Below are 12,468 nucleotides of genomic sequence, written 5' to 3'. Positions count from 1 at the left end.
AGGCCACCCGTGAGCGCGCCCCGCACCACCCCCGCCCGCAAGGTCCTCGGACGGCTGTCCCTGCCCGAGCGGACCTTCGTCACGGACGCCCTGCGCGCCGAGACGGTCGGCGGTGTGCTGCTGCTCGTGGCCGCGATCACCGCGCTGATCTGGACCAACATCCCGGCGCTGCACAGCAGTTACGAGAGCGTCAGCCACTTCCACTTCGGCCCCTCCGCCCTCGGCCTGGACCTCTCCGTCGCGCACTGGGCCGCCGACGGCCTCCTCGCGGTCTTCTTCTTCGTCGCCGGCATCGAGCTCAAGCGCGAACTGGTCGCAGGTGACCTGCGCGACCCCAGGGCGGCCGCGCTCCCGGTCGTGGCGGCCCTGTGCGGCATGGCCGTACCGGCGCTCGTCTACACGCTCACCAACCTCACCGGCAACGGCTCCCTGGACGGCTGGGCGGTGCCCACCGCCACCGACATCGCCTTCGCGCTCGCCGTGCTCGCGGTCATCGGGACCTCGCTGCCGAGCGCCCTGCGCGCCTTCCTGCTCACGCTCGCCGTCGTCGACGACCTCTTCGCGATCCTGATCATCGCGATCTTCTTCACCAGCGACATCGACCTCGCCGCGCTCGGCGGCGCCGCCGTGGGCCTGGTCGTCTTCTGGCTGCTGCTGCGGAGGGGCGTACGCGGGTGGTACGTGTACGTCCCGCTCGCGCTCGTCATCTGGGCGCTGATGTACAACAGCGGCGTCCACGCCACCATCGCCGGCGTCGCCATGGGCCTGATGCTGCGCTGCCACCGCCACGAGGGCGAGGCGCGGGCGCCCGGCGAGCGCGTCGAGCACCTCGTGCGCCCCCTGTCGGCGGGCCTCGCCGTCCCGCTGTTCGCGCTCTTCAGCGCCGGTGTCACCGTGTCGGGCGGCGCGCTGGGCGATGTCTTCACCAGGCCCGAGACGCTGGGCGTGGTCCTCGGCCTGGTCGTCGGCAAGGCGGTCGGGATCTTCGGCGGTACGTGGCTGACGGCACGTTTCACCAGGGCCTCGCTCAGCGAGGAACTCGCCTGGGCCGACGTGTTCGCGGTGGCGACCCTGGCCGGCATCGGGTTCACCGTGTCGCTGCTCATCGGCGAACTGGCCTTCGACGGCGATGCCGTACTGACCGACGAGGTCAAGGCGGCCGTACTGACCGCCTCGCTGATCGCGGCCGTCCTCGCGACCGTGTTGCTGAAGGTCCGCAACGCCAAGTACCGCAGGATGTGCGAGGACGAGGAGCGCGACGAGGACCTCGACGGGATCCCGGACATCTACGAGCAGGACGACCCGGCGTACCACCTGCGGATGGCCGAGATCTTCGACCGCAAGGCCGCCGAGCACCGCCGGATCGCCGCGCTCAAGGAGGCCGAGGCGCGCGGGGAGGCCGAGGCCCGGTAGGCGACCGGGACGACGCGGGCTTGCCGAAGTGGCGGGCGGGGCAGGCGTCGAGGACCACCGTCCGGCATGATCTGACGGGACGGTACAAAAGACTTACGAGGGAGACGGCGATGAGCGCACCCGAGGGCAGCCCGGTCGGCGCCGAACGCAGCATCGGTCAGTTGTTCGCCTCGGCGACGGCCGAGATGTCTGCGCTGGTGCACGACGAGATCGCGCTGGCCAAGGCGCAGCTCAAGCAGGACGTGATCCGCGGCGCGATGAGCGGCGGCGCGTTCACGGTGGCCGCCGGCGTACTGGTGTTCTCCCTGCCGATGCTCAACTTCGCGCTGGCGTACGGCATCCGCACCTGGAGCGACTGGAACCTGGCGATCTGCTTCCTGCTGTCCTTCGCGGCGAACGTACTGGTCGCGGTGGTCCTCGTGCTGGTCGGCGTGGTCTTCGCGAAGAAGGCCGCCAAGGGCAAGGGCCCGCAGAAGGTGGCCGCGTCGGTGAAGGAGACGGCCGGCGTGCTGCAGAACGCGAAGCCGCACACACGTCCGGAGGCCCCGGCTCTGGAGGACCGTGCGCCCGCGGCCCTCGAGGCTGTGGCACGCTCGTCATCATGACGGACCCCGCCACACCTTCGGCGCAACCGACGTCGGTCGTCCGAGTCGACGGCCCCTGGACGCACCGGGACGTCGCCGCCAACGGCGCACGTTTCCACATCGCGGAGATCGGCGACGGGCCGCTGGTCATGATGGTGCACGGCTTCCCCCAGTTCTGGTGGACCTGGCGGCACCAGATGACGGCCCTCGCCGACGCCGGCTTCCGGGCCGTCGCCATGGACCTGCGGGGCGTCGGCGGCAGCGACCGCACCCCGCGCGGCTACGACCCCGCCAACCTCGCGCTCGACATCACCGGCGTGATCCGCTCCCTCGGCGAGCCCGACGCCGCACTGGTCGGCCACGATCTGGGCGGATATCTGGCCTGGACGGCGGCCGTGATGCGCCCCAAGCTGGTGCGGCGGCTCGCGGTCTCGTCGATGCCGCATCCCCGGCGCTGGCGCTCGGCGATGCTCTCCGACGTCAAGCAGACGCGCGCCGGTTCCTACATCTGGGGGTTCCAGCGCCCCTGGCTGCCGGAGCGGCAACTGACCGCCGACGACGGCGCGCTGGTCGCCGAGCTGATCCGGGAGTGGTCCGGGCCGAACGCCCCGGACGACAAGGCCGTGGACACCTACCGCCGCGCGATGCTCATCCCCTCGACGGCGCACTGCGCGATCGAGCCGTACCGCTGGATGGTCCGCTCGATCGCCCGCCCGGACGGCATCCAGTTCAACCGGCGCATGAAGCGCCCGCTGCGCGTGCCGACCCTCCACCTCCACGGCTCGCTGGACCCCGTGATGCGCACCCGCAGCGCGGCCGGTTCCGGCGAGTACGTCGAAGCGCCCTACCGCTGGCGGCTGTTCGACGGCCTCGGGCACTTCCCGCACGAGGAGGATCCGGTCGCTTTCAGTACAGAACTGGTGAACTGGCTGAAGGACCCCGAACCCGATCGGTGACCGCGCCGATGCGCCCGGTATCCGGAACTGAACACCTGTCCTACGAACAGCCACTTGCCTGACGCATAGGCCGATTGGGGGCCCCTGGGGCGGTTATCGACCTTGGGGCAGGGGCAGACGTCGGGGTATGGGCTGGACGCACGACTACAGTGACACAGCACGCAGTCGCCGCTCGGTGGGCGGCCTGAGTCCCCACCAGCGAGGCAGCGCCCCGCAGATGGCGGGCACGGATCTCCGGGTGGGCATTCCGCGCATCCTGCGCCGCCGGGCCCGCTGGGTCTCGGTGCGCCTGCGCCATCCCCGAGGCTGAGCGCCTTCTTCTCCGAGCCCCTCGCAGGGCTTCGAAAATCTTTCCCGGTACGGCGGTCTACAGCGCGCAGCTGTCGCTGTCCACCTGCTGGTTGGCGGTACGCCCCTTGACGATGTCCTCCTGGATCTCGTCCGCGGTCAGGGCGTATCCGGTGTCGGCGTCGTCGAGCGACTTGGCGAACACCACGCCGTACACCTTGCCTTCCGGTGTGAGCAGCGGGCCGCCGGAGTTGCCCTGACGGACGGTCGCGAACAGCGAGTAGACGTCACGGCGGACGGTGCCGCGGTGATAGATGTCCGGACCGCTGGCCGGCAGCCGCCCCCGCACGCGTGCCGCCCGGACGTCGTACGACCCGTTCTCCGGGAAGCCCGCGACGATCGCGCCGTCGCCGCTCTTCGCGTCCGTGGTCGTGAACTTCAGCGCGGGCGCCTTCAGATCGGGTACGTCGAGCACGGCGATGTCGCGCTTCCAGTCGTACAGGACGACCGTCGCGTCGTACTTCCTGCCCTCGCCGCCGATCTGGACGGTGGGCTCGTCCACGCCTCCGACAACGTGCGCGTTGGTCATCACGCGGCGGTCGCCGAAGACGAAGCCGGAGCCCTCCAGGACCTTGCCGCAGCTCTGGGCGGTGCCCATGACCTTGACGATGGATCGCTTGGCGCCGGTGGCGACCTGGCTGTTGGCGAGCGCCGGGTCGGGCGGCTGGACCTCCTTGATCGGTTCGTTCGAGAACGGGCTGAAGACCTGCGGGAAGCCGTTCTGCGCGAGGACCGAGGTGAAGTCCTTGAACCAGGTGTCGGCCTGGGTGGGCAGCACCTCGGACACCCCGAGGAGCACCTTGGAGCTGCGGACCTCCTTGCCGACCGTCGGCATGGTGGTCTGCGCGAGGGCGGAGCCGATCAGCCAGGCGACCAGGAGCATGGCCAGGACGTTGACGAGGGCGCCACCGGTCGCGTCCAGGGCGCGGGCCGGGGACCAGGTGATGTACCGGCGCAGCTTGTTGCCCAGATGGGTCGTCAGGGCCTGGCCGACGGAGGCGCAGACGATGACGACGACGACCGCGACGACGGCGGCGGTCGTGCTCACCTCCGCGTTGTCGGTCAGCGCGTCCCAGATGACGGGCAGCACATACACCGCCACGAGACCGCCGCCCAGGAAACCGATCACCGACAGGATTCCGACGACGAAGCCCTGGCGATAACCGACGATCGCGAACCACACGGCGGCGACCAGCAACAGGATGTCCAGCACGTTCACGGCAGACACCCTGTCATGACCTCCAGTCGAGGGGGACCTGCTTGTCCTGGTCCCAGGGGCGCTCCCAGCCGGCGTAGTGGAACAGTCGGTCGATGATTCCGGCCGTGAAGCCCCACACCAGGGCCGATTCGACCAGGAATGCCGGACCTCGGTGGCCTTGGGGGTGCACGGCCGTGGCGCGGTTGGCCGGGTCCGTGAGATCCGCCACGGGGACCGTGAAGACCCGCGCCGTCTCGTTCGGATCGACCACCCCGACCGGGGTCGGCACGCGCCACCAGCCCAGCACAGGGGTCACGACGAAGCCGCTGACCGGGATGTAGAGCCGGGGCAGCACGCCGAAAAGCTGGACGCCCGAGGGGTCGAGCCCGGTCTCCTCCTCGGCCTCGCGCAGGGCGGCCCGCAACGGCCCGTCGGTCGCCGGATCGCCGTCCTCGGGGTCGAGGGCGCCACCGGGGAAGGACGGCTGGCCGGCGTGCGAGCGCAGCGAGCTGGCCCGCTCCATGAGCAGCAACTCGGGGCCGCGCTCGCCCTCGCCGAACAGCACGAGGACCGCCGACTGCCGGCCGCCCCCGTCCTCGGGCGGCAGGAAGCGGCTGAGCTGCGGCGGCTGCACCGTCTCCACCGCCCGCACCACCGGCTCCAGCCAGCCGGGCAGGCCTTCCTTGCTGAGCGTCACCGGCCCGCCCCGCGTATTGCTCGCACGCGTCATCGCCACCCCCGAAGTCCTGCTGGTTCCAACGCCCGCCGCCCCCTTGATCGTTCCAGTCGACGACCCTGAGATCGCCCCCGAGAACACCCCTGAGACGGAGTCCGGGTCCCCGGCGGACAGTGTGCGGCCTCCAGAGAACCCGGCGAACCCGGCGAGCGGTCCGTCATCCGGCCGCCCCCAGCGGCGGTGCCGCCTTGCCGCCCGCGTCCAGGTAGGCCTGCGGGGGGTTGAGGCGCTGGCCCGGGAAGCCGCCCTTCTCGTACTTGAGGAGCTTCTTGGCCTTCTCCGGGTCCGTCTCGCCCTCTCCGTACGCCGGGCAGAGCGGGGCGATGGGGCAGGCGCCGCAGGCGGGCTTGCGGGCGTGGCAGATCCGGCGGCCGTGCCAGATCACGTGGTGCGAGAGGTCCGTCCAGTCGCTCTTGGGGAAGAGCGCTCCCACGGCGGCCTCGATCTTGTCCGGGTCGGTCTGATCGGTCCACTGCCAGCGCCGCACCAGCCGCTGGAAGTGGGTGTCCACGGTGATGCCGGGCCGCCCGAACGCGTTCCCCAGCACCACGAAGGCGGTCTTGCGGCCCACGCCGGGCAGCTTGACGAGGTCTTCGAGGCGGCCGGGGACCTCGCCGCCGAACTGCTCCACCAGCCCCTTGGACAGCCCTATGACCGACTTGGTCTTGGCCCGGAAGAAACCGGTCGGGCGGAGGATCTCCTCGACCTCCTCGGGGTTGGCGGCGGCCAGGTCCTCGGGGGTGGGGTACTTGGCGAAGAGCGCGGGTGTCGTCTGGTTGACCCTGAGGTCGGTGGTCTGGGCCGACAGGACCGTGGCGACCACGAGTTGGAAGGGGTTCTCGAAGTCCAGCTCGGGGTGGGCGTACGGGAAGACCTCGGCGAGCTCGCGGTCGATCCGGCGGGCCCGGCGGACGAGGGCGGTGTGCGACTCGGCCTTTGCCGGCTTGGCGACGGCGGCCGCCTTCTTCGCGGGTACGGCTTTCTTCGCAGCCGCGGCTTTCTTTGCGGGCGCCGCCTTCTTCGCCGGTACGGCCTTCTTCGCGGCCGTGGTCCTCGTGCCGGGCGCGACCTTCTTCGCCGTCGCCGCCTTCTTCGTGGCCGTCGTCTTCGTCGTGGCCGTCGTCTTCGTCGCCGGAGTCGCCTTCTTCACCGCAGCCTTCTTTGTCACTTTTGCCGGTTTCTTTCCGCCACCAGGGTCCTGTTCGCCCACAGCGGAATCACGACGTACAGCCACCCGCCCAGCCCCCTTGGCCTGTGCTCTCACCGGCGATTTGGACACCCGGCCAGCCTAGAGCCCGACACTGACATCCGCCCCGGACCCAGGAGATCAGCCCCCAATTGGACCCCTGCCGCTTACCTCGGGACACCAGTGCGGCATCCTTGTGACAGATCACACTGTTTGGACCGTCCGGCAAGATGGGGAGCACGGTCCCCTGGTACCAAGGGGGCGCAAGATCCCCTGCGCAGGTCGACAAGGAGAGAACTCGTGGACGACGTTCTGCGGCGGAACCCGCTTTTCGCGGCGCTCGACGACGAGCAGGCCACGGAGCTTCGCGCCTCCATGAGCGAGGTGACCCTCGCGCGCGGAGACTCGCTCTTCCACGAGGGCGACCCCGGAGACCGGCTCTACGTGGTCACCGAGGGCAAGGTCAAGCTGCACCGCACCTCCCCCGACGGCCGCGAGAACATGCTCGCCGTCGTCGGCCCCGGCGAGTTGATCGGCGAGTTGTCGCTGTTCGACCCGGGCCCCCGTACCGCAACCGCCACCGCGCTCACCGAGGTCAAGCTCCTGGGCCTCGGCCACGGCGACCTCCAGCCCTGGCTGAGCGCGCGCCCCGAGGTGGCCGGCGCCCTGCTGCGCGCCGTCGCCCGCCGACTGCGCAAGACCAACGACGCGATGTCCGACCTGGTCTTCTCCGACGTCCCCGGCCGCGTCGCCCGCGCCCTGCTGGACCTCTCCCGCCGCTTCGGCGTGCAGTCCGAGGAGGGCATCCACGTCGTCCACGACCTCACGCAGGAGGAGCTGGCCCAGCTGGTCGGCGCCTCCCGCGAGACCGTGAACAAGGCGCTCGCCGACTTCGCCCAGCGCGGGTGGCTCCGCCTGGAGGCGCGTGCGGTGATCCTGCTGGACGTCGAGCGGCTGGCCAAGCGGTCGCGCTGACGCCGGTCTTGGCGGTACGACTTCGGGGCCCTTCTTTAAGAGGGGCCCCGTTTTCGCGTGCGCACAGCGCCTGAGTGGGCAAAGGCGCCTAGATGAGGCCGTGTTCCTTCAGGTAGTCCATCTGCGCCCGCACCGACAGCTCCGCCGCCGGCCACAGCGAACGGTCCACGTCCGCGTACACGTGCGTGACGACCTCGGACGCGGTGCGGTGGCCGTTCTCGACGGCCGTCTCGACCTGGGCGAGGCGGTGGGCGCGGTGGGCGAGGTAGAACTCGACGACGCCCTGAGCGTCGTCCAGGACCGGCCCGTGGCCCGGGAGCACCGTGTGGACGCCGTCGTCGACCGTGAGGGATCTGAGGCGGCGCAGGGAGTCCAGGTAGTCGCCGAGGCGGCCGTCGGGGTGGGCCACGACCGTCGTACCGCGCCCCAGGACCGTGTCCCCGGTCAGGACCGCCCGATCGGCCGGGAGATGGAAGCACAGGGAGTCCGAGGTGTGCCCCGGGGTCGGGACGACCAGCAGCTCCAGGCCGCCGACCCGGACGACGTCCCCGGCGCCCAGCCCCTCGTCGCCCAGCCACAGTGCCGGGTCGAGGGCCCGCACCTTCGTGCCGGTGAGCTCGGCGAAGCGGACGGCTCCCTCGGCGTGGTCCGGGTGGCCGTGGGTCAGCAGGGTGAGCGCGATCCGCTTGCCGGCCTTCTCGGCGGTGTCGATCACATTGCGCAGGTGCCCGTCGTCCAGGGGGCCCGGGTCGACGACGACGGCCAGGTCCGAGTCGGGCTCGGCGAGGATCCAGGTGTTGGTGCCGTCGAGGGTCATCGCGGAGGCGTTGGGCGCCAGGACGTTGACGGCGCGGGCGGTGGCGGGACCCGAGAGGACCCCGCCTCTGGGCTGACCGGGAAGGGCTGCTGCGTCCGTCATGCCGTGGCTCCACCGGTCGAGAGGTCGGTCTGATGGTCGGTCGGGATGTGCTTGGTGAACTCGTCGTGGCCCGGCCAGGACAGCACGATCTCGCCGTCCGCCAGCCGGGCGCGGGCCAGGACGGCGGTCAGGTCGCGGTCGGGGGCCGCGGCGAGCGCCTCGGCCGCCGTGGCGTACGGCAGCAGCTGACGCAGGGTCGCGATGGTGGGCGGCATCATCAGCAGCTCGCCCTTGTCGTACGAGGTCGCCGCCTCCTCCGGTCGGATCCACACCGTGCGGTCGGCCTCCGTGGAGGCGTTGCGGGTGCGCTGGCCGTGCGGCAGGGCGGCCACGAAGAACCAGGTGTCGTAGCGGCGGGTCTCGAACTCCGGGGTGATCCAGCGGGTCCAGGCGCCCAGCAGGTCCGAGCGCAGGACCAGGCCGCGGCGGTCGAGGAACTCGGCGAAGGACAGCTCGCGGTCGACCAGGGCCGCCCGGTCCGTCTCCCACTGAGGGCCGGTCGTGTCGCCGATCACGGAGTCGGGCGTCTCACCGGCGAGCAGGACGCCCGCCTCCTCGTACGTCTCCCGGACGGCCGCGCAGACGATCGCCTGCGCCTCCGTCTCGTCGACGCCGAACCGCTTCGCCCACCACGCGCGCGTGGGGCCCGCCCAGCGGATGTGGTGCTCGTCGTCGCGGGGGTCGACGCCGCCGCCCGGATACGCGTACGCGCCTCCGGCGAAAGCCATGGAGGCGCGTCTGCGCAGCATGTGGACGGCGGGGCCGCCGTCGGTGTCCTTGAGGAGCATGACGGTGGCCGCGCGCTTCGGGGTGACCGGGGTGAGCGTGCCGTCCGCCAGCGCGCGGATGCGGTCCGGCCAGTCCTGGGGGAACCACTGCCCATTCGCCATGGGCGGAGGCTATCCCCTGGTGCGCGAATGTTCGAGAGGTGCCCGAGGTCAGAGCGGGTTACGGGGCCAGCTCGACCTGGATCTCGACCTCCACCGGAGCGTCCAGCGGCAGCACCGCCACGCCGACGGCACTGCGCGCGTGCACGCCCTTCTCACCGAGGGCGGCGGCGAGCAGCTCGCTGGCGCCGTTGACGACGGCCGGCTGGCCGGTGAAGTCCGACGCCGAGGCGACGAAGCCCACGACCTTCACCACGCGGGCGATGCGGTCCAGGTCGCCGGCCACGGACTTGACGGCGGCCAGCGCGTTCAGGGCGCAGATGCGGGCGAGGTCCTTGGCCTCCTCAGGCGTGACCTCGGCGCCGACCTTGCCGGTGACGGGCAGCTTGCCCTCCACCATCGGGAGCTGGCCCGCGGTGTAGACGTAGACGCCCGACAGCACGGCGGGCTGGTAGGCGGCGAGCGGCGGAACGACCTCGGGCAGGGTCAGGCCGAGTTCGGCCAGCTTCGCCTCGACGGCGCTCATGCCTTCTCCCGCTTCAGGTAGGCCACCAGCTGCTCGGGGTTGTTGGGCCCGGGCACGACCTGGACGAGCTCCCAGCCGTCCTCGCCCCAGGTGTCCAGGATCTGCTTCGTGGCGTGGACGAGCAGCGGCACGGTTGCGTATTCCCACTTGGTCATGTGGCCGACTTTAGCGGCTGGTCCACAGGGCTCAGGGGGCGACTGTCGCCACGTTGTCCACAGGCTGCCGCGTAGCTTGCGCACAGACTGGTTAGGCTCGAAGACGTGAGCAGGCTCCAGGTCGTCAGCGGCAAGGGCGGGACCGGCAAGACGACGGTCGCCGCCGCACTCGCGCTGGCCCTCGCGACCGAGGGGAAGCGGACGCTTCTCGTCGAGGTCGAGGGCCGCCAGGGCATCGCGCAGCTCTTCGAGACCGATGCGCTGCCCTACGAGGAGCGGAAGATCGCGGTCGCTCCGGGTGGCGGGGAGGTGTACGCCCTCGCCATCGACCCCGAGCTGGCCCTTCTGGACTACCTCCAGATGTTCTACAAACTCGGGGGCGCGGGACGGGCCCTGAAGAAGCTCGGCGCGATCGACTTCGCGACCACCATCGCGCCGGGCCTGCGGGACGTCCTGCTGACCGGCAAGGCGTGCGAGGCGGTGCGCCGCAAGGACAAGAGCGGACGCTTCGCGTACGACTACGTCGTCATGGACGCGCCTCCTACGGGCCGCATCACCCGCTTCCTGAACGTGAACGACGAGGTGGCGGGTCTGGCGAAGATCGGCCCGATACACAATCAGGCGCAGGCCGTGATGCGGGTGCTGAAGTCCAAGGAGACGGCCGTGCACCTGGTGACGCTCCTGGAGGAGATGCCCGTCCAGGAGACCGCCGACGGAATCGCCGAACTGCGCGCCGCGCGGCTGCCGGTGGGCCGGATCATGGTGAACATGGTGCGCCCGGAGGTGTTGGACGCGGCAGACCTGGAACTCGTAGGGAGCACACCGCGTACGGCCCTCGCGAAGTCCCTGTCCGCCGCGGGCCTCGGCGGGGCGCGGCGCGGGGGGAACGCGGAGAAGCTGGTGGACCCGCTGCTCGCGGAGGCGAGCGAGTACGCCGAGCGGTACGCGCTGGAGGCTGAACAGCGGTCGGTCCTGGCCGAGTTGGGCCTGCCGCTGCACGAACTGCCGCTGCTCGCCGAGGGCATGGACCTCGGAGGGCTGTACGGGCTGGCCAGGGAGCTGCGCCGGCAGGGCATGTCATGAGCCGGCGCAGGAGTCGGGGCGGAAGTCGGTCCGTGGGCCGGAGCACGAGTCGGAAGCAGCGCGACCAGGGGAAGCAGGGGATGTCATGAGCCCGGAGGCGGCCAACACCGACGCCCAGGAGAACGCACGCCACCGGCTCTCCCCCGCGCGCGTGCTCGACATCGACCCGCTGCTCGACGACCCCAAGACGCGGATCATGGTGTGCTGCGGCTCGGGCGGGGTGGGCAAGACCACCACGGCCGCGGCACTGGGGCTGCGGGCCGCCGAGCGCGGGCGCAAGGTGGTCGTCCTGACCATCGACCCGGCCCGCAGGCTCGCCCAGTCCATGGGCATCGACTCGCTGGACAACATCCCGCGCCGGGTCAAGGGCATCGAGGACTCCGGCAGCGGCGGCGAACTGCACGCGATGATGCTCGACATGAAGCGCACCTTCGACGAGATCGTCGAGGCGCACGCGGATCCCGAGCGGGCCGCCGCGATCCTGTCGAACCCCTTCTACCAGTCGCTGTCGGCCGGCTTCGCGGGCACGCAGGAGTACATGGCGATGGAGAAGCTCGGGCAGCTGCGGGCGAAGGAGGAGTGGGACCTGATCGTCGTCGACACCCCGCCCTCCCGCTCGGCGCTCGACTTCCTGGACGCGCCCAAGCGGCTCGGCTCCTTCCTGGACGGCAAGTTGATCCGGTTGCTGCTCGCGCCCGCCAAGGTGGGCGGACGCGCGGGGATGAAGTTCCTGAACGTCGGGATGTCGATGATGACCGGCGCCCTGGGCAAGCTCCTCGGCGGCCAACTGCTCAAGGACGTGCAGACGTTCGTGGCGGCGATGGACTCGATGTTCGGCGGCTTCCGCACGCGCGCGGATGCCACGTACAAGCTGTTGCAGGCGCCCGGGACGGCGTTTCTGGTGGTCGCGGCGCCCGAGCGGGACGCGCTGCGCGAGGCCGCGTACTTCGTGGAGCGGCTGGCGGCCGAGGACATGCCGCTGGCCGGACTGGTGCTCAACCGGGTCCACGGCAGCGGCGCCGACCGGCTGTCGGCCGAGCGTGCGCTCGCCGCCGCGGAAAATCTTGCGGAGCCCCGCATTGTCGATCAGCACGGCGGGAAAGCTGGTCTTCGTAACTCTCCCGACACGTACGGCAGTTCAGAATCTCCCGCATCCACAGCCCGTGACACCGCCGACGACGCGACCGACGGGTCCACCACGTCCGATCCCGGCTCCCCCGGTCCGGATCAGGAGGACCAGAGCGTCGACCGGCTCACCGCGGGCCTGTTGAGGCTGCACGCCGATCGTATGCACGTGCTCTCCCGCGAGCAGCGCACACGTGACCGCTTCACGGCTCGCCACCCCGAGGTGGCGGTGACGGAAGTGGCCGCGCTGCCCGGTGACGTGCACGACCTCGTGGGTCTGCGGGACATCGGTGACCGGCTCGCGGCCAACCGGCCGGAGCTGCCCGAGACCGACGGCGACTGAGCCGACGGCAACGGCTGTTGAGGCGTGGTGCTGT

General features: G+C 71.0%; 13 protein-coding genes and 1 pseudogene. 7 read left to right on the top strand and 7 right to left on the bottom strand.

Annotation, left to right across the window (positions count from 1 at the left end; genetic code table 11):
* Positions 1 to 9: 9 nt before the first annotated feature.
* The 4 genes and pseudogenes from nhaA to ACWDR3_RS05480 all read left to right on the top strand — a co-directional run bounded on the left by nhaA (position 10) and on the right by ACWDR3_RS05480 (position 3,263).
* Positions 10 to 1,483: pseudogene (gene nhaA, locus ACWDR3_RS05495) on the top strand (Na+/H+ antiporter NhaA).
* A 40-nt stretch (positions 1,484 to 1,523) separates the two neighbouring features.
* Positions 1,524 to 2,018, top strand: coding sequence for a phage holin family protein (locus ACWDR3_RS05490; RefSeq protein WP_450350997.1), 495 nt, complete (start codon positions 1,524 to 1,526; stop codon positions 2,016 to 2,018).
* Positions 2,015 to 2,953: an alpha/beta fold hydrolase gene (locus tag ACWDR3_RS05485; protein ID WP_123998679.1), complete on the top strand. Its 939-nt coding sequence runs from the start codon at positions 2,015 to 2,017 to the stop codon at positions 2,951 to 2,953. Before ACWDR3_RS05490 ends, ACWDR3_RS05485 begins: the two co-directional genes overlap by 4 nt.
* A gap of 127 nt (positions 2,954 to 3,080) precedes the next feature.
* On the top strand, positions 3,081 to 3,263 hold the full coding sequence (locus ACWDR3_RS05480; RefSeq protein ID WP_123998680.1) for a hypothetical protein: 183 nt from the start codon (positions 3,081 to 3,083) through the stop codon (positions 3,261 to 3,263).
* 57 nt (positions 3,264 to 3,320) lie between these two features.
* Here ACWDR3_RS05480 and ACWDR3_RS05475 read toward each other — a convergent pair whose 3' ends face one another.
* From ACWDR3_RS05475 to nth, 3 genes are all read right to left on the bottom strand, one after another.
* A complete protein-coding gene (locus ACWDR3_RS05475; protein ID WP_450350995.1) occupies positions 3,321 to 4,520 on the bottom strand; it encodes a MarP family serine protease in 1,200 nt (399 codons plus the stop codon).
* A 13-nt stretch (positions 4,521 to 4,533) separates the two neighbouring features.
* The gene (locus ACWDR3_RS05470; protein ID WP_450351032.1) at positions 4,534 to 5,229 is read right to left on the bottom strand and encodes an NUDIX hydrolase; all 696 of its coding nucleotides are present in this window, start codon (positions 5,227 to 5,229) and stop codon (positions 4,534 to 4,536) included.
* A 163-nt stretch (positions 5,230 to 5,392) separates the two neighbouring features.
* Positions 5,393 to 6,403: an endonuclease III gene (gene nth, locus ACWDR3_RS05465; RefSeq protein WP_450350993.1), complete on the bottom strand. Its 1,011-nt coding sequence runs from the start codon at positions 6,401 to 6,403 to the stop codon at positions 5,393 to 5,395.
* 318 nt (positions 6,404 to 6,721) lie between these two features.
* On the opposite strand from nth, the gene ACWDR3_RS05460 reads away from it, so the two are divergent.
* Entirely contained in the window at positions 6,722 to 7,396 is a 675-nt protein-coding gene (locus ACWDR3_RS05460; protein ID WP_123998683.1) for a Crp/Fnr family transcriptional regulator, read from the top strand.
* 88 nt (positions 7,397 to 7,484) lie between these two features.
* Here the strand turns inward: ACWDR3_RS05460 and ACWDR3_RS05455 are convergent, their stop codons facing one another.
* Genes ACWDR3_RS05455 through ACWDR3_RS05440 form a run of 4 tightly spaced genes read right to left on the bottom strand, consistent with a single transcriptional unit; the run spans position 7,485 to position 9,883 of the window.
* Positions 7,485 to 8,315, bottom strand: a complete 831-nt coding sequence (locus tag ACWDR3_RS05455; RefSeq protein ID WP_450350991.1) for an MBL fold metallo-hydrolase — start codon at positions 8,313 to 8,315, stop codon at positions 7,485 to 7,487.
* The gene (locus ACWDR3_RS05450) at positions 8,312 to 9,205 is read right to left on the bottom strand and encodes an NUDIX hydrolase (RefSeq protein ID WP_450350989.1); all 894 of its coding nucleotides are present in this window, start codon (positions 9,203 to 9,205) and stop codon (positions 8,312 to 8,314) included. The genes ACWDR3_RS05455 and ACWDR3_RS05450 overlap by 4 nt, the downstream gene beginning before the upstream one ends.
* A 58-nt stretch (positions 9,206 to 9,263) precedes the next feature.
* The gene (locus ACWDR3_RS05445; RefSeq protein WP_450350987.1) at positions 9,264 to 9,728 is read right to left on the bottom strand and encodes a RidA family protein; all 465 of its coding nucleotides are present in this window, start codon (positions 9,726 to 9,728) and stop codon (positions 9,264 to 9,266) included.
* Complete coding sequence (locus ACWDR3_RS05440) at positions 9,725 to 9,883, bottom strand: DUF4177 domain-containing protein (RefSeq protein WP_003967454.1); 159 nt, start codon at positions 9,881 to 9,883, stop codon at positions 9,725 to 9,727. The genes ACWDR3_RS05445 and ACWDR3_RS05440 overlap by 4 nt, the downstream gene beginning before the upstream one ends.
* A 105-nt stretch (positions 9,884 to 9,988) precedes the next feature.
* On the opposite strand from ACWDR3_RS05440, the gene ACWDR3_RS05435 reads away from it, so the two are divergent.
* Entirely contained in the window at positions 9,989 to 10,966 is a 978-nt protein-coding gene (locus tag ACWDR3_RS05435; RefSeq protein WP_450350985.1) for an ArsA family ATPase, read from the top strand.
* 85 nt (positions 10,967 to 11,051) lie between these two features.
* Positions 11,052 to 12,434 (top strand): ArsA family ATPase, encoded by a 1,383-nt coding sequence (locus tag ACWDR3_RS05430; RefSeq protein ID WP_450350983.1) that lies wholly within the window; start codon positions 11,052 to 11,054, stop codon positions 12,432 to 12,434.
* The last annotated feature ends 34 nt before the right edge of the window (positions 12,435 to 12,468 follow it).

This window comes from Streptomyces sp. NPDC001002, assembly GCF_053599215.1.
Note: the sequence above shows the minus strand (reverse complement) of the source record. Positions and strands in the feature narration are given on the sequence as shown.

Coding starts and splice junctions, on each gene's coding strand:
- ACWDR3_RS05490 (WP_450350997.1), top strand. CDS start 1,524: ATGAGCGCACCCGAGGGCAGCCCGGTCGGCGCCGAACGCAGCATCGGT.
- ACWDR3_RS05485 (WP_123998679.1), top strand. CDS start 2,015: ATGACGGACCCCGCCACACCTTCGGCGCAACCGACGTCGGTCGTCCGA.
- ACWDR3_RS05480 (WP_123998680.1), top strand. CDS start 3,081: ATGGGCTGGACGCACGACTACAGTGACACAGCACGCAGTCGCCGCTCG.
- ACWDR3_RS05470 (WP_450351032.1), bottom strand. CDS start 5,229: ATGACGCGTGCGAGCAATACGCGGGGCGGGCCGGTGACGCTCAGCAAG.
- ACWDR3_RS05455 (WP_450350991.1), bottom strand. CDS start 8,315: ATGACGGACGCAGCAGCCCTTCCCGGTCAGCCCAGAGGCGGGGTCCTC.
- ACWDR3_RS05450 (WP_450350989.1), bottom strand. CDS start 9,205: ATGGCGAATGGGCAGTGGTTCCCCCAGGACTGGCCGGACCGCATCCGC.
- ACWDR3_RS05445 (WP_450350987.1), bottom strand. CDS start 9,728: ATGAGCGCCGTCGAGGCGAAGCTGGCCGAACTCGGCCTGACCCTGCCC.
- ACWDR3_RS05440 (WP_003967454.1), bottom strand. CDS start 9,883: ATGACCAAGTGGGAATACGCAACCGTGCCGCTGCTCGTCCACGCCACG.
- ACWDR3_RS05430 (WP_450350983.1), top strand. CDS start 11,052: ATGAGCCCGGAGGCGGCCAACACCGACGCCCAGGAGAACGCACGCCAC.